Genomic DNA, 14,681 nt, shown 5'->3' on the forward strand with positions numbered 1-14,681 from the left:
GCCGGAGGGTTGCCAAGAGATCGGATCTCTCCCACACTTCCACTGATCGCAGGATGCCCGTCCGTCGCGTCGACCCCTCACACCTCAGATGTCTCCGGCGCGCGCCCGCCCCCACGAAGGGAACCCTCCCGTGACGCTTCCGCCCACCGAACCCGCGGGCTTGACCCGGCGCACCGCCCTGCGCGCCGCGCTCTCGCTCGGCGCAGTGCTCGCCGTCGCCTCGCTCCCGGAGTTCACGCCCCGAGCCGGCGCAGCCACCCGCCCGCCGCTCGCGCTGGTGCCCGACGCCCAGGCGACGGCGCTGCGGTACGGAACCCCGGGCACCGAGGCGCTGATCATCGAGCAGGGACTCCCGGTCGGCAACGGCCGCCTCGGCGCGCTGACCACCGGCGACCCCTCGCACGACGCGTTCTGCCTCACCGACGCCACACTGTGGACCGGCGGGCCGAACGACACCCTCAACTCGGGCGGCCAGTTCCCGTACGGCACCACCGACTTCGGCACCTTCGGCCAGCTCGCCCGGGTCTACCTCGACGTGCCCGCGCACACCACGGCGGCGATCGGCGGGTACCAGCGCCGCCTGGACCTGTCCAACGGCCTGGCCACCGCCACCTACACCCTCGGCGGCGTCACCTACCGGCGGGAGGTGTTCTCCAGCTTCCCCGACGACCTGCTCGTGATCAGGCTCAGCCAGAGCGGCGGCGGCACGTACACCGGCAGCCTCACCCTGAGCGGCACCCGGGGCGAGAGCGTGACCGCGGACGCCGCCGACGCGTCGGTGTCCTTCACCGCCGCGCTGCCCAACGCGCTGAAGTACGCCACCGTCCTCAAAGCGGTCGGCACCGGCGGCACCGTGTCCGCCACCGGCAGCAAGGTCACGTTCACCGGCTGCACCGAGGTCGTGCTGCTGATCAGCGGCGGCACCAACTACTCCACCACCGCCACCGGTTACAAGGACGCCACCCGCGACCCGCTGGCCGTCGCCCGCACCACCGCCGCATCGGCGGCCGGGGCGACCGGCACCGCACTGCTGGCCACCCACACCGCCGACTTCCAGGCCCTCCAGCAGAAGACGACCGTCAACCTCGGCGCCTCCACCCCGGCGCAGCGGGCCATGGACACCCCGGCCCGCCTCGCCGCCCGGGCCGCGGCCGGTGCCGCACCCGACCCCGAACTCGAGGCCTCCTACCTCCAGTTCGGCCGCTACCTGGCCATCACCGGCTCGCGCGGCAGCCTGCCCACCAACCTCCAGGGGCTGTGGGTCGACCGCAACAACCCGGACTGGATGGCCGACTACCACACCGACATCAACGTCCAGATGAACTACTGGCTGCCCGACCGGGCCGGCCTCGGCGCGTGCTTCGACGCCTTCGCCGACTACTGCGTCAGCCAGTACCCGTCCTGGCAGGACATCACCCTGCGCCGCTTCCAGGACTCCCGCAACCACTACCGCAACACCTCCGGCAAGGTCGCCGGCTGGACGGTCGCGATCTCCACCAACATCTGGGGCGGCAACGGCTGGGACTGGCACCCGGCCGGCAGCGCCTGGCTGTCCAACTCCCTCTACGAGCACTACGACTACACCCAGGACGCGGCTTACCTGGCCCGGATCTACCCCCTGCTGAAGGGCGCCTGCGAGTTCTGGCAGGCCCGCCTGGTCACCACCACCGTCACCGACCCCGCCACCGGCGCCGCCCGGCAGGTCCTCGTCGACGACCACGACTGGTCCCCGGAGCACGGCCCCGGCGACGCCCTCGGCATCACCTACGCCCAGGAACTCGTCTGGCAGCTCTTCCAGAACTACCGGGCCGCCGCCGCGAAGCTCGGCCGCGACAGCGCCTTCGCCGCCACCGTCGCCGACCTGCAGAACCGCCTCCACATGCCGCAGGTCAGCGCCACCACCGGCTGGCTGGAGGAGTGGATGACCGACGCCAACCTCGGCGAGACCACCCACCGCCACCTCTCCCCGCTGATCGGCCTCTTCCCCGGCGACCGCATCGACCCCGACACCACCCCCACCGACGTCCTCGTCGGCGCCACCAACCTGCTCACCGCCCGCGGCATGGACAGCTACGGCTGGGCCACCGCCTGGCGCGCCCTGTGCTGGGCCCGCCTGCACAACGCCGACAAGGCGTACCAGCTGGTCACCACCGTGATGAAGCCGTCGGTCAACTTCAGCAACGGAACCGGCATCAACATGTTCGACATGTACAGCTTCGGCAGCCGGTCGACCTTCCAGATCGACGCCAACTTCGGCACGCCGACGGCGATGATCGAGATGCTGGTGCACTCCCGGCCCGGCCAGGTCGAGCTGCTGCCCGCGCTGCCCAACGCCTGGGCGGCGAGCGGCTCGGTCACCGGCGTCGGCGTCCGCGGCGGCTTCACCCTCGACTTCGCGTGGACAGGCGGCCAGGTCACCACCCTCACCCTGCGCAGCACCGGCGGCACCGCGACCACCGTCCGGGTCGGCGCCTGGAGCAGGAACGTCACCCTCGCCGCCGGCGGCTCGGTCACCCTCACCCCCGACCCGCTCGCCGTCCCCCCGGTCGTGCAGTTCGTCAACCGCGCCAGCGGCAAGGCGATCGACGACCCCGGCTCCTCCACCACCGCCGGCACCGCCCTCATCCAGTGGACCGCCCACGGCGGCGCCAACCAGAAATGGCGCGCCGCCCCGATCGGGTCCGGCGCCTGGCAGTTCACCAACCTCGCCTCCAACCTCGCCATCGACGTCGCCGGCGGCGGCACCGCCGCCGGCGCCACGATCGACCAGTGGAACCCCACCCAGGCCACCAACCAGCAGTGGCGCCCGGTCGACGCCGGCGGAGGCTGGGTGAAGCTCGTCAGCGTCCGCAGCGGACTCGTCCTCGGCGTCGCGGGCGGCTCCACCGCGGACGGCGCCGGCCTCCAGCAGCAGACCGACACCGGCAGCACCGCCCAGCACTGGCAGCTGCGCCGCGCCTGACCGGCAGGGCCGGCTCTGGCCGGTTCCGGTCAGCGCCCTCACATCTGATGTATGTCCCGGCAGGTCCCGCTCCTGTCGGCGATTCGGGCCGTTCGCGGGGTGATAGAGCTGATGTATGGTGCTGGTGGCTCCGCTGCTGCGGGGCCACCAGCCAGGGAGGCGGAGCACGTGCCGGTCACCGATGAAGCGATCGAGAAGATCAAGGCGATGATCGTCAGCGGTGAGCTGCGCCCCGGTTCCCGGCTGCCCAAGGAGGCCGACCTCGCCGAGCGCCTCGGGCTGTCCCGCAGCTCGCTCCGGGAGGCCGTCAAGGCACTGTCGCTGATCCGGGTGCTGGACGTCCGGCAGGGCGACGGCACCTACGTGACGAGCCTGGAACCCGACCTCCTGCTGGACGCGCTCGGCTTCGTGGTGGACTTCCACCAGGACGACACGGTCCTCGAATTCCTGGAGGTCCGGCGGCTGCTGGAACCGGCCGCCGGCGCGATGGCCGCCCGCGCGATGTCGGACGAGGACGTCGCCGGACTGCGCGAGGTCCTCGACGCGCTCAGCCCGGACGCGACCCTCGACGAACTGATCGCCAACGACCTGGAGTTCCACCGGCGGATCGCGGCCGGGTCCGGCAACTCGGTGCTCTGCTCGCTGATCGACGGACTGTCGGCCCCGACCGCGCGGGCCCGGATCTGGCGCGGCATGACCGAGGAGGGCGCCGTCGAGCGCACCCGCGACCAGCACCGCGCGATCTGCGACGCGATCGCCGCCCGGCAGCCCGACCTCGCCCACGCCTGCCTGACCGTGCACATCGCCGGTGTCGAGCAGTGGCTGCGGGCCTCCCTCGGCACCGGCGGTGACCTCGGCCCCGCCGGCCTCAGGCCCTGAAACCGCCGGCCGCCAGGGCGTCTCCACGGCGACCGTCCGCCGCAGCAGCCCGGTGTGACAGGCTGTGAACCCTGAGTGACCGCGACACCGAGGGGGCAGGGATGATCGGCAGGGTCCGGACGATCGACGTACGCGCAGGACGGGTCCACGTCGTACCGGACGACGGACCGCCGGACGTCCTGCGGATACGGCCGTCGGAGCGCGCCAAACTCTCCTCGTTCATGGTGGGACGCCGGATCGCCTTCGACATCGAGCACGACGAGCACGGCGAGGTGATGAGCAACGTCCGGTTCCTGGACCGCCCAATGCCACCGAACTTCCCCCGCCCCGCGCCACGGGACTGATCCACCTGCCGCCGCTCGGGACCGCGGGCCAGCGCCGACGCCGGTCAAGGTGCTACAAAGCCCAGGTGAACGAGCAGCCCCCGTCCCCGACCCTGCGCGTCTTCGTCGCGCTCGCCCCGCCCGACGAGGCGAAGGACGAACTGGCCCGGGCACTGCGCCCCGCGTACACCGACCACCCGCGGCTGCGCTGGAACCGCATCGAGGACTGGCACATCACCCTCGCCTTCCTCGGCGAACTGCCCGCCACGGCCGTGCCGCCGCTGCGGGCCGCGCTGGCCGAACGCGCCGGCTCGTACCCCGCACTGCGGCTGCGCCTGCACGGCGGCGGCCACTTCGACGAGCGGCTGCTCTGGAGCGGGATCGACGGCGACCTGGAGGGACTGCACCTGCTGGCCGCCGATGTCCGGAAGCTGGTCAGGGACTGCGGGATCGAGTTCCGGGAACGCCCGCTGCGCCCGCACCTGACACTGGCCCGGGCCCGCCGCGACGACACCACCAGCGTGCCGCAGGCCGCCGCCGGGCTCGCCGCCTTCACGGGCCGCCCGTGGCACACCGAGCGGCTCCACCTGGTGGGCAGCAACATCGGCCGCGGCCCCGGACCGATCCACTACCGCGACATCGAGGCCTGGCCGCTCGGCGCCGCCGCCCGGACCGGCCCGGTTGTCGGTGGCGGGTGCGAGCCTGGGGAGCACACCAACGTGGAGGCACCGTGAAGCTTCTTCTTACGTCCGCGGGCGTCACCAACGCGAGCATCCGCGCCGCGCTGGTCGACCTGCTGGGCAAGCCGATCGAGGAGTCGGACGCCCTGTGCATCCCCACCGCCGGGTACGGGCACCCGATGGTCGGTCCCGCCGGGGCGTGGCGGTTCATCACCGGCCGGTCCTCGACCCCGATGTGCGAGCTGGGGTGGCGGTCGACGGGCGTCCTGGAGCTGACGGCCCTGCCCAGCATCGGCGCGGAGCGGTGGATCCCCTGGGTGCGGGAGGCGGACGTCCTGCTGGTGAACGGCGGCGACGCCACGTACCTGGCCCACTGGATGCGCGAGTCGGGGCTGGCGGACCTGCTGCCGTCCCTGCCCGACAAGGTCTGGCTCGGGCTGAGCGCCGGAAGCATGGTGATGACGCCCCGCATCGGGGCGGACTTCGTGGAGTGGCAGCCGCCCGGCGGCGGCGACCGCACGCTGGGCGTCGTCGACTTCTCGATCTTCCCGCACCTGGACCACCCGGCCCTGCCGGAGAACACCCTGGCCGACGCGCAGCGCTGGGCCGCCGAGCTGCCGAACCCGGCCTACGCGATCGACGACGACACCGCGATCAAGGTGACCGACGGCGTCGTCGACGTCGTCTCCGAAGGGCAATGGGTCAGGCTCGGGAGCTGAGCAGGACGTCCATCCCCCGCAGCCGGACGAACACCGGGTCCTCGTCCTCGCGCGCGGTCGCGGGCTGCTCCGGCAGCGGCGACAGGAGCAGGCAGTCGTCGGCCGGCGGATTGGGCCGGGCGGGGTCGACGCCGAAGTCGACCGGGCCCGCCACCCGGTAGAGGGCCCCGGCGGCGGGGGAGCCGTCCGCGTTCCCGCCGGGCACGGGCGGCGGGTAGGCGGACAGCGACCCGGCCCACTCCGCCGGCTGCCGGGAGACGAAGGTGAACGGACCGAAATCGTCGCCGCACCGCTCGAAGGCGATGACCATCGGCTGCGCCCACAGATCGAGCACGCTGCCGTCGTCCTGCGCCTGGAGCGTGCCGGTGCCGCCGCCCTCCGGGGTGCGCAGGACGATCCACCCGAACTGGGGGTGGCGGCTCTGCAGCGCCAGGTCGACGGTGCGGTAGGTGCGTGCGCGCTCGTCGGCATCGTGGGCCTCGGTGATCTCGAGGGTCCACGTGCCAGTGAACTTGAGCACCGGGGGCGGCGAGAGCCGATCCACGACCAGGGCCGCACCGGAGGCGGCGACGTCCAGGGTGAATCTCTGCCCGGCCTGCGGCAGCTCGGTGGGGACCGGGTCGGTGGGGACCGGGTCGGCGGGGGGCGGATCGGCAGGCGGATCGGCGGCGGACACGTCTGCGGCGCGGGCCACGGCGGCGGGGCCGAGCAGGCCCGCACCGGCGGCCGCGGCCGCGACGCCGAGGAGCCGACGCCGGCTCAGGGAGGAGGTCATGGCCGCATTGTCGGCCCGCGTGAACGCGGCCCGGCTGATCCCCGGCCGCACATGCCCCCGAACGGACGATCACGCGCCGGTGCAGAAAACGAATGGACAGGGCTGCAACACTAAAGATCATGACCGTCGACCGGCGCCCGCTGTGGCAGCCCTTCTCCGAGTCCGCCACCGACCAGCCCGCCCGCGCGGAGCACGCGTCGCCGCCCCGAGCGGGCCGCTCGCTGTTCCGGGAACCGGCTGACGCGGACCCTTCCCTTTCCACCGTCCCCGCCCAGCGCACCGCCGGCACGCCCGCGCCGCTCGGCCCCGGAGGCCTCACCTTCACCGCGGCCGGCTGACCCCGCTCACCTGTACGGCGGCCCCGCCGCGCCCGCAGCGGCACCCAGGGCACACGGTGTGAGTGACAGGAAACCCGTGCTCGCGAAAGGCCGCGCAATGCCCCTCCTGCTGCCCCTGATGTCGGCGGCCGTGGCCCTGAGCGCGCTCCTGGACGCGGCCGCGCCGGCCCCGCCCGTGCTGCTCGACCGGTTCGAGCACCTCGCCGCGGGCCCCGGCCGGACCTGGAGCACGGACTCGCTCGCGTACGCCTGCCTGCCGACCAACTCCGGGGACTTCAAGCTCGACCACCTCACGCCCGAGGCCCTGGCCACCGACGCGGGCCACCTCACCATCACCGCCACCCCCCGCTCCGACGGGCACTGGTCGACCGGCCTGCTGACCACCGACAACACCTGCGACAACGGCGGGAACAAGGCCGCGGTGACCACCGGGGACGTCCTGCTCGCCCACGTCCGCCTCCCGGACTCCGGCACCGGCGCCTGGCCGGCCGTCTGGACCTGGCGCGACAACGGCAGCGAGGTCGACGTCTTCGAATGGCACGAGGACCATCCCGACACCCTCGAGTTCGTCAACCACGTCCGCTTCTCCGTCCACTACCACCACGCCCCCGCCGTCGCCCCGGGCCACTGGATCTACATCGGCGCCCACTTCGGCGAACAGAGCGTCACCTGGTACGCCGGCGACTCACCCGACCGGATCCCGGCGGTCCACAGCGACGGCACCGGCGTCGGACCCGGCTTCCGCGCCCACCCGGTGGTCAGCCTCTCGGTGAGCAACGGCCACTGGCACCCCCGACCCACCGACGCCACACCGATCACCTTCGGCGTCGACTGCGTGACCGTCCAGCGCCCCCCGGCAGGCCCCGCCGCCGCGGCCCCGGACGCCGTCAGCGGTACGGCCTGCCGCTCCCCGCGCTGAGGCCCGTCCGCGCCACGGCCGACACCGCCGCGTGCCGTCCGCGTCCCGTCCCGTGCCATTCACGGGCTCGCACGGTTCCGCGGTTGCCCGCCCGCAGCGGGGGTAGTGCTCATCCGCTGGGGGCGGACGGCGGCATCGGGGGGACGCAATGGCGGGGCCGAGTCTGTTGCGCCGATACCGCAGTGTCCTCGCCGTCTGCGTGCTGCTCGCCGGACTCAGCCTGGCGCTCCTGTCCAACGGCCGCGACGGCTTCTGGTGGGCGGCGCTGAACGAACTGGCTCTCTTCGCCGCGGCCGGCATCGCCATCCCGTTCTACTACGACCTCTTCCTCCGCGACGCCGAGCGGCAGCGCTTCCTCGACGAGATGACCACGCTGCTGGACGACCGGCTCGACACCGGGCAGCGCATCAGGGTCCGCGCCGAGGGCAGGCCCGGACCGGCGGAGAAGGCGGAGTTCCAACGCGAGGCGCGGTCCGAGATCATCGAGATCGGCGTCGCGCTGCGCAGCCTGGTGAGCCTGTACGTCTCACGGCCGGAGGAGGACTACGCCGGGCCCGTCCGCAGGCTGCTGAGCCGCGGCGTCGACATCACCTACATCGTTGCCGACCCCGGGTCGGACCTGCTCGCCGCCTACGCCACCAGCATCGGCGATCCGGACCTGCCCGCTCTGGCGGCCCACTCCGTCCGCCAACTGACCGACATCGCCCAGCGGTTCGCGGCCGAGGGCCATCCGGGGAAGATCGCTGTCAGGATCACCGGGCACCTCCCCACGGGCTACCTGAACATCGTCGACCCCGATGCCGACACCGGGCGTTGCCGCGTCTCCCCGTACCTCGCCGGCCTGCGCCGGGCCGACTCGCCCGTCTCGGACATTCTCAGGGCCGACCATCCGGAGCTCTTCGCCCGGTACGCCGCCCACGCGCGAACCGTCCTCGCCGACAGCCGACCCGCCTGATCCGACCGCCACGGGGGAGCGGCAACGGAGCGGGCGGGGAGCGGCCGGGTCAGGCCTCGTCGGAGAAGCGCTCCCAGGCGGACTGGCGGGAGACGCCGAGCGCCTCGCCGATCCGCGCCCAGGTGACGCCGCGTCGGCGCAGCTCCGCGACCCAGGTGCGCAGGTCGGCCTCCAGCTGCTGGGCGAGGGCCGCGACCTTGGGCAGGCGCTCCAGCAGCTCGGGGTCGGTGAGCTCGCTCCAGATCGGCATCCGCAGGTCGACCGGGCCCGGTCGGTACTCGGCGACGATCGAGGCGGCCAGGTCCACGCACTCGGTGCAGATGTTCACGCCCGGCCCGGCGACCAGCTTGGTCACCTCCGCCTCGGGCTTGGCGCAGAACGAGCATGCCCGTCCGTCGCGCCCCGTCGTCCCACCGGCCACGGTGACCTCGCCTCCGCCGGAGGCCTGCCTGTCAGGCCGATCCTGACGGCAGCGTAGGTCTGTCAGGGTACTCCTGACAAGCGTCCCGGCGGGGCGTCAAAGGCAGACGATCACGAGCGCGGTGTCGTCCGTGGCGCCCTCGGCGGGCAGCAGGTCGCCGAGGACCGCGTCGGCGATCCCGCCCGGCTCGGGGAGGGCGTGGTGGCGGCGGACGGAGGCGACCAGGCGGTCCAGCCCGGTGTCGATGTCCTCGCCGCGGCGTTCCACCAGGCCGTCCGTGTACAGGACGAGGAGGTCGCCCGGCGCGAACGGGACGGCGGCCTGCGGCCGGGGGGTGGGTTCGGGGTGGGCGTCCAACGGGGGATCGGTAGCGCCGTCGAGCAGCTCCGCCACGGCCCCCGTGTGCAGGAGGACGGGCGGCAGGTGCCCGGCACTGGAGTAGCTGATCGTGCGCCGGTCCCAGTCGATGAAACAGGTCACGGCGGTGGTCGATTCGGCGCCGTCGAGGAAGTGGGCGTAGCGGCCGAGCGCGTCGAGCGCCTGCGCGGGGCCCGCGGCCACCAGCGACGCGGCGGACAGGGCGCTGCGCAGCTGGCCCATGACGACGGCGGCCGCCAGGCCGTGTCCGACGACGTCGCCGACGGTGACGGCGATCCGGTCGCCGCCCAGCAGCGGCTCCAGGTCGTACCAGTCCCCGCAGACGTTCAGCGCGGCGGTGGCCGGCTGGTAGCGCACCGCGGTGCGGTGGAGGCGGATCGGCCGGGCCGGGGGCAGCATGGCGCCCTGGAGGGCGAGGGCGACCTCGCGTTCGCGGGCGTGGGCCAGGCGCAGGCGCTGGTTGACCTCCTCCAGCTCGCGCAGCCGGCTGTACAGCTCGGCCTCCACCCGCAGGCCGGCGCCGCGCCCGTCGGCCGTGCGTCCGTCGGCCGCGCGGATCAGCTCGGTGACCTCTTCCACCCGGTGGATCACCAGCACCACCCGCCCGTCGGGCCCGAAGACGGGGGCGTTGACCGGGCTCCAGTACCGCTCCTCCCACCGCCCGGGGGAGGCCTCGATGTCGTAGCGCTGGACCGGCATGACGTCGCTGACCTCGCCGTCCAGCACCCGGCGCAGCGACGCCTCCAGGTTCCGCATGCCGGAGGCGTCCGCGTCGTGCGGCTGGCCGGGGAAGGCGTCGAACAGGTGCCGGCCGACCACCTGCTCCCGGGTCCGCCCGGCCTGGCGCAGGAACGCCACGTTGGCGTCGGCGAACACCAGCTCCGGAGTGAGCAGCCCGACCGCGCCGGGCAGCGACCGGAACACCGCCGCGTAGTCGATACCCGCCTCGGCCATCCGCCTCTCCGCCCTGTCGGTGCCCTCCGACCAGGATAGGAGCGACCTGCGCCGCAGCCGCGCAGGTCAGCGCCGTGGCCCCGCCGTCCGGCGCGCAGTCAGCGGGGGCTGAGGAGGCAGAACTCGTTGCCCTCGGTGTCGGCCAGGACCGTCCAGGAGATCGCCGAGGGGTCGATGCCGGTGTCGGTGGCGCCCAGGGCGCGCAGCCGGGCCTCCTCCGCCGCCGGGTCGTCACCCTTGTAGGGGCTGATGTCGAGGTGGACCCGGTTCCACCCGTTCTTGGTGTCGGGGGAGCGGTGGAACTCCAGGTACGGGCCGACGCCCTGGGCGGAACGCATGACCGCGTGGTCGTCGTCGACCTCGTACAGCTTCCAGTCGATCGCCCCGCCCCAGAACCGGGCCATCTCCCGCGGGTCGGCGCAGTCGACGACCACCGCGGCGATCGGCCCGGTGTCCATGTTGAGCGGGTGGGGGTCCAGGACGCAGAACTCGTTGCCCTCCGGGTCGGCCATGACCGTCCACGGCACGTCGCCCTGGCCCACGTCGGCGACCGTCGCGCCGAGCTCCTTCAGCCGGGCGACCAGCTCCGCCTGGTGCTCGGCCGAGGTGGAGGCGAGATCGAGGTGGACCCGGTTCTTCCCCGTCTTGGGCTCCTGGCTGGCGACGATGTCGATGCAGACCGCCACGGGATCGGGGTAGTCGAAGCCCACGGGTTCGAGGTTGGTGACGCCGGGTGCCTCGCTGTCGATGCCCCAGCCGAGCACCTCCGCCCAGAACCGGCCGAGCGCCGCGTCGTCGTGGGCCTTCATGTTGATCTGTACAAGTCGCGTTGCCATGACGGTGATCATAAGAGGTGATACGTCATTCGTGTGCTGTTTGTTTCAGGCGCCGATCGTCGAGGTACGCGGCCGTTCGGCTTGGGACGGCGCACGGTTGACGCCCGGTGAGGTCGGGGTACGGCGTGCCCGCCAGGCCCACAGGGCCCCGCCCGCCGCGGCCAGCACCTGGGCGAGGCCGGTGGCGACCAGGACGGGCCCGACCCCGGCCCACCCGATCAGGGCGCCGCCGGCCAGCAGGCCCAGCGAGGCCCCGCCCGAGTGCAGGACGGTCTGCGCGCTGAACGCCGCCCGGCGTTCGGCGCCGGAGGTCTGCTCGCTGATCAGGGTGTCCAGGGCCGCGATGCCCCACGGCATCGCCGCGCCGGCCACCGCGGCCGTCACGCAGATGCCCGTCAGGTCCGGTGCGACGGACGGCAGCAGGACGAACGCGATCCCGAGCACCACCCAGGAGAACACCATCAGCGGCACCCGCGGCAGCCGGTGGACGACCAGCGGGACCAGGAGCGAGACGGCCACGGACGCGGTCCCGTACCCACCCATCCCGGCGGCGATCAGCGCGCCGGGCCGGCCGTACTCGACGCCGAGGACGGCCAGGCCCAGGCTGAAGCCGAACCAGCAGAGGCCGCCGACCCCGGCCATCAGGATGCCGACGGCCACCTGGGGGCGCGCCCTCGCCACCCGCAGCGCTGAGGCGCCGCGGGCCGTCCCGCCGCCGGCGGGCCGGTCGTGCGGGCGCACGGCCGTGGGGACCGCGAGCATCGCACCGGCGGCCACGGCGACGACCAGCGTCTCCGCCCACAGCAGCGGCTGCGCTCCCCAGGTGACGACGAACCAGGCCCCGGCGGCGGGCGCGAAGATCATCGAGATCCGGTGGGCCAGATCCTGCCACGCCAGCCACCGGGCCGGGCCTCCGCGGCCGCCCTGCGCGGCCTGGACGTCGGTGGGTGCGGGGACGTCGGGGAGTTCGGCAGCGGCGGCGTCGGCGGGTGCGGGGACGTCAGGGAGTTCGGCGAGGTCGGCCACCAGCGCCTGCTGGGCCGGCCCCAGCAGGGCGCCCGCCGCTCCGCTCACCAGCCCCGATACGCACAGCGCGACCGCGCCGACCTGCCCGGCCAGGGCCGCCACCGGGACGACGGCCAGGCCGGCGGCGTTCACGGCGGTCACCACCGCCAGGGCCCGACCGGAGGTCAGCCGCTCGCGCACCCCCCGGCCCCACCACCCCACCGTCAGCAGGGGGATCCCGGCCGTCCCGCCGACCAGCCCGGTCGCCCAGGCCTCGCCGGTCTCGGCCAGCGCGACCAGCGGCAGGGCGACGGCGGTCAGCCGGCTCCCGGTCCAGGTCACGAACGTGATCACGGTCAGCAGCACCAGAGGTCTCTTCACTCCTCCGATCCTGTTCGCCCGCCGCCGCCGCAGGTAGCGGCCGCCTGACACGGGTCACTCATACACTGCGGGCATGACCTCCCGCCTGAGCGTCGAGGACCTGGCGCTGACCGAGGCCGTCGCCCGCCACGGCTCGGTCGGCGCGGCCGCCAAGGAACTGCTGACCACCCAGCCGTCGGCGTCCCGCCGCCTGGCGGCCCTGGAACGCCGGCTCGCCACCCGCCTGTTCGAACGCGACACCACCGGTGCCCGGCCCACCCCGGCGGGCCGGGAGCTCGCCCGCCAGGCCGCCCGGCTGCTGGCCGAGATCGACGCGCTGCCCGACCAGGTCCTGGCCGCGACCGACGCCCCCGCGCTGTCCGTCGGCACGATCCAGGCGCTCTCGCCGATCGTGTTCACCGTCCTGGACGCCGAACTCCCCGGCCTCACCGTCCACCCCGGGATCGACCACGGGCCGGTGCTGGTCCAGCAGGTCCACGACGGCCTGCTGGACGCCGCGATCGTCACCATCGCCGAACAGACCGGTCTGCCCCGAGGACTCAGGTCCACGCACCTCGGGACCTCGCCGCTGACCCTGGTCCTCCCGGCCGGGGCGGCTCCCCCCGGGAAGGGCCGGCGGCCGCTCGCCGGGCGGACGGTGCTCTACTCCACCATCGACCTGGCCGGCGACAGCGTCCGGGCGAAGCTCTCCGCCCTCGGCGCCACGCCGCGGCCCGGCCCCACGATCGAGGCCACCCTGCGGATCGCCCACCAGCGCGGCGCCGCCGCACTCGTCCCGCTCCTGGCCGCCCGCTGGTGGGCCGACCCCGCCAGCCGGGTCCTGCCGTCCCCCGTCCCCGGCCAGGTCACGGTCTCCCTGATCACCCGGCCGCCCCAACCCGCCGTCCTCACCGATGCCCTGCCCGCCGTCGCCCGCGGAATCCTCGGCGAGGACCGGCCCTGACACGGTGAACAGCCCCGTGTGCCGCGCCGTCCGTGCAGCTCGCTTCACCCGCAGGGGTGGGAGCGGCGTCCGAACGGGTGGACAGTTGTGCATTCGGCTGCAGCGCGCCGCGGATGGGGGGCAGGCTACGTGCTCGTCGGGTGGCTTCGGCCCGGATGGAAGGTGCGTCGAGGGGATCCGCCGTGCAGTGGCTGTCGCTCATAGTCTCGATGGTGGTCGGCCTGATCAACAGCATCGGCCCGCAACTGCCGGACGCGACCTCGGACCTGTCGACCCCGGTGCCGTTCGGGAAGGCGAAGGTGGCCTTCCGCGACACCTTCGACCGCGCGAGCGTCGGCGCCGGCGGTACCTGGGGCTGGAAGACCGGCGCCTACAGCGGCAACTGCACCGACAACCCCGGGGACTTCAAGCTGGACCACCTGACGCCCGACGCCCTGAGGCACGAGAACGGCACGCTGGTGATCACCGCCGCGCCCGCCGGCAACGGGCGGTGGAACACCGGGCTCGTCACCACCGGTGACTCCTGCGGCTCGGGCGGCAGCGGCGCCGAGGTCCGGACCGGGGACATCCTGCTGGCCCGGGTGCGGCTGCCCGCGGCCGGTTCGGGCGCGTGGCCGGCGCTGTGGACGTGGCGGGACGGACGCAACGAGATCGACGTCTTCGAATGGCACGGGGACCGTCCCGGAGTCGTCGAGTTCGTCAACCACGTCCGCGGCGGGAACGGCAGCTACAGTTCCGACGAGATCGAGGCCGGCGCGTGGATCTACGTCGGCGCCCGCTTCGGCGCGGACAACACCGTCTGGTACGTCGGCCCCACCCAGGACCGGCTGAAGATCGCGTTCGAGGACCACACCGGCGTGGGGCCGAACTTCGTTGCCTACCCGGTGCTGAACCTCTCGGTGAACAACGGGCGTTACCACCGGGCCCCGCCGGCGCAGACCCCGATCAGCTTCGCGATCGACAGCATCACCGTCTACCGGCCCGCCGCTGCCTGATCCACCCCGGCGGCCGGACGTGAAGTCGAGGCCGCCGTGGACGCGAGGCACCGGGGACGCGAGGCCGCCGTGGGGGGGGGGGGGGGGGGGCCGCCCCCCCCCCCCCCCCCCCCCCCCCCCCCCCCGGACCGGGTGGTCCAGGAGCTCACCAGCCCGAGCTGGGCACCGCTCGCGGCCGCCGGGTCTGGCGCCGCCGCCCGAGCACGGGGCAGACCACA

General features: G+C 73.8%; 15 protein-coding genes. 10 read left to right on the forward strand and 5 right to left on the reverse strand.

The features are described from left to right. Positions 1–88: 88 nt before the first annotated feature. The 5 genes from ACGFX4_RS36100 to ACGFX4_RS36120 all read left to right on the forward strand — a co-directional run bounded on the left by ACGFX4_RS36100 (position 89) and on the right by ACGFX4_RS36120 (position 5,563). Positions 89–2,962 carry a glycoside hydrolase N-terminal domain-containing protein gene (locus tag ACGFX4_RS36100; RefSeq protein ID WP_393084040.1) on the forward strand — a complete coding sequence of 958 codons (2,874 nt, stop codon included), beginning with the start codon at positions 89–91 and terminating at the stop codon, positions 2,960–2,962. A 168-nt stretch (positions 2,963–3,130) separates the two neighbouring features. Next, positions 3,131–3,841, forward strand: a complete 711-nt coding sequence (locus ACGFX4_RS36105; RefSeq protein WP_393084043.1) for a FadR/GntR family transcriptional regulator — start codon at positions 3,131–3,133, stop codon at positions 3,839–3,841. Positions 3,842–3,942: 101 nt separating this feature from the next. Then, positions 3,943–4,185, forward strand: a complete 243-nt coding sequence (locus tag ACGFX4_RS36110) for a hypothetical protein (RefSeq protein ID WP_393084046.1) — start codon at positions 3,943–3,945, stop codon at positions 4,183–4,185. A 65-nt stretch (positions 4,186–4,250) separates the two neighbouring features. Then, on the forward strand, positions 4,251–4,898 hold the full coding sequence (gene thpR, locus ACGFX4_RS36115; protein ID WP_393084049.1) for an RNA 2',3'-cyclic phosphodiesterase: 648 nt from the start codon (positions 4,251–4,253) through the stop codon (positions 4,896–4,898). Next, positions 4,895–5,563 (forward strand): Type 1 glutamine amidotransferase-like domain-containing protein, encoded by a 669-nt coding sequence (locus ACGFX4_RS36120; RefSeq protein ID WP_393084052.1) that lies wholly within the window; start codon positions 4,895–4,897, stop codon positions 5,561–5,563. Before thpR ends, ACGFX4_RS36120 begins: the two co-directional genes overlap by 4 nt. Here the strand turns inward: ACGFX4_RS36120 and ACGFX4_RS36125 are convergent. Beyond that, positions 5,547–6,338, reverse strand: coding sequence for a hypothetical protein (locus ACGFX4_RS36125; protein WP_393084055.1), 792 nt, complete (start codon positions 6,336–6,338; stop codon positions 5,547–5,549). The genes ACGFX4_RS36120 and ACGFX4_RS36125 overlap by 17 nt on opposite strands. Positions 6,339–6,457: 119 nt before the next feature. Here ACGFX4_RS36125 and ACGFX4_RS36130 point away from each other — a divergent pair, with 119 nt between their 5' ends. From ACGFX4_RS36130 to ACGFX4_RS36140, 3 genes are all read left to right on the forward strand, one after another. Further along, positions 6,458–6,676 carry a hypothetical protein gene (locus ACGFX4_RS36130; RefSeq protein ID WP_393084058.1) on the forward strand — a complete coding sequence of 73 codons (219 nt, stop codon included), beginning with the start codon at positions 6,458–6,460 and terminating at the stop codon, positions 6,674–6,676. Between the two features lie 97 nt (positions 6,677–6,773). After that, positions 6,774–7,595 carry a beta-glucanase gene (locus tag ACGFX4_RS36135; RefSeq protein WP_393084061.1) on the forward strand — a complete coding sequence of 274 codons (822 nt, stop codon included), beginning with the start codon at positions 6,774–6,776 and terminating at the stop codon, positions 7,593–7,595. Between the two features lie 166 nt (positions 7,596–7,761). Further along, a complete protein-coding gene (locus ACGFX4_RS36140) occupies positions 7,762–8,550 on the forward strand; it encodes a hypothetical protein (RefSeq protein ID WP_393084064.1) in 789 nt (262 codons plus the stop codon). A 49-nt stretch (positions 8,551–8,599) separates the two neighbouring features. Here ACGFX4_RS36140 and ACGFX4_RS36145 read toward each other — a convergent pair whose 3' ends face one another. The 4 genes from ACGFX4_RS36145 to ACGFX4_RS36160 all read right to left on the reverse strand — a co-directional run bounded on the left by ACGFX4_RS36145 (position 8,600) and on the right by ACGFX4_RS36160 (position 12,525). After that, a complete protein-coding gene (locus ACGFX4_RS36145; protein WP_393084067.1) occupies positions 8,600–8,971 on the reverse strand; it encodes a ClpX C4-type zinc finger protein in 372 nt (123 codons plus the stop codon). A 96-nt stretch (positions 8,972–9,067) separates the two neighbouring features. Next, positions 9,068–10,303 (reverse strand): PP2C family protein-serine/threonine phosphatase, encoded by a 1,236-nt coding sequence (locus ACGFX4_RS36150; RefSeq protein WP_393084069.1) that lies wholly within the window; start codon positions 10,301–10,303, stop codon positions 9,068–9,070. Between the two features lie 98 nt (positions 10,304–10,401). After that, the gene (locus ACGFX4_RS36155) at positions 10,402–11,139 is read right to left on the reverse strand and encodes a VOC family protein (protein ID WP_393084073.1); all 738 of its coding nucleotides are present in this window, start codon (positions 11,137–11,139) and stop codon (positions 10,402–10,404) included. 45 nt (positions 11,140–11,184) lie between these two features. After that, the gene (locus ACGFX4_RS36160) at positions 11,185–12,525 is read right to left on the reverse strand and encodes an MFS transporter (protein ID WP_393084076.1); all 1,341 of its coding nucleotides are present in this window, start codon (positions 12,523–12,525) and stop codon (positions 11,185–11,187) included. Between the two features lie 73 nt (positions 12,526–12,598). Here ACGFX4_RS36160 and ACGFX4_RS36165 point away from each other — a divergent pair, with 73 nt between their 5' ends. Together ACGFX4_RS36165 and ACGFX4_RS36170 are read left to right on the forward strand one after the other, a co-directional pair. Next, positions 12,599–13,468 carry a LysR family transcriptional regulator gene (locus tag ACGFX4_RS36165; RefSeq protein WP_393084079.1) on the forward strand — a complete coding sequence of 290 codons (870 nt, stop codon included), beginning with the start codon at positions 12,599–12,601 and terminating at the stop codon, positions 13,466–13,468. 182 nt (positions 13,469–13,650) lie between these two features. Then, on the forward strand, positions 13,651–14,463 hold the full coding sequence (locus tag ACGFX4_RS36170; RefSeq protein WP_393084082.1) for a beta-glucanase: 813 nt from the start codon (positions 13,651–13,653) through the stop codon (positions 14,461–14,463). The last annotated feature ends 218 nt before the right edge of the window (positions 14,464–14,681 follow it).

This window comes from Kitasatospora sp. NPDC048365 (assembly GCF_043200835.1).
In the GTDB taxonomy this organism is placed as follows: domain Bacteria; phylum Actinomycetota; class Actinomycetes; order Streptomycetales; family Streptomycetaceae; genus Kitasatospora; species Kitasatospora terrestris.

Bases quoted from the DNA above. Each gene is read 5' to 3' on its own strand.
- ACGFX4_RS36100 (WP_393084040.1), top strand. From the start codon at position 89: ATGTCTCCGGCGCGCGCCCGCCCCCACGAAGGGAACCCTCCCGTGACG.
- ACGFX4_RS36110 (WP_393084046.1), top strand. From the start codon at position 3,943: ATGATCGGCAGGGTCCGGACGATCGACGTACGCGCAGGACGGGTCCAC.
- ACGFX4_RS36125 (WP_393084055.1), bottom strand. From the start codon at position 6,338: ATGACCTCCTCCCTGAGCCGGCGTCGGCTCCTCGGCGTCGCGGCCGCG.
- ACGFX4_RS36130 (WP_393084058.1), top strand. From the start codon at position 6,458: ATGACCGTCGACCGGCGCCCGCTGTGGCAGCCCTTCTCCGAGTCCGCC.
- ACGFX4_RS36135 (WP_393084061.1), top strand. From the start codon at position 6,774: ATGCCCCTCCTGCTGCCCCTGATGTCGGCGGCCGTGGCCCTGAGCGCG.
- ACGFX4_RS36150 (WP_393084069.1), bottom strand. From the start codon at position 10,303: ATGGCCGAGGCGGGTATCGACTACGCGGCGGTGTTCCGGTCGCTGCCC.
- ACGFX4_RS36155 (WP_393084073.1), bottom strand. From the start codon at position 11,139: ATGGCAACGCGACTTGTACAGATCAACATGAAGGCCCACGACGACGCG.
- ACGFX4_RS36165 (WP_393084079.1), top strand. From the start codon at position 12,599: ATGACCTCCCGCCTGAGCGTCGAGGACCTGGCGCTGACCGAGGCCGTC.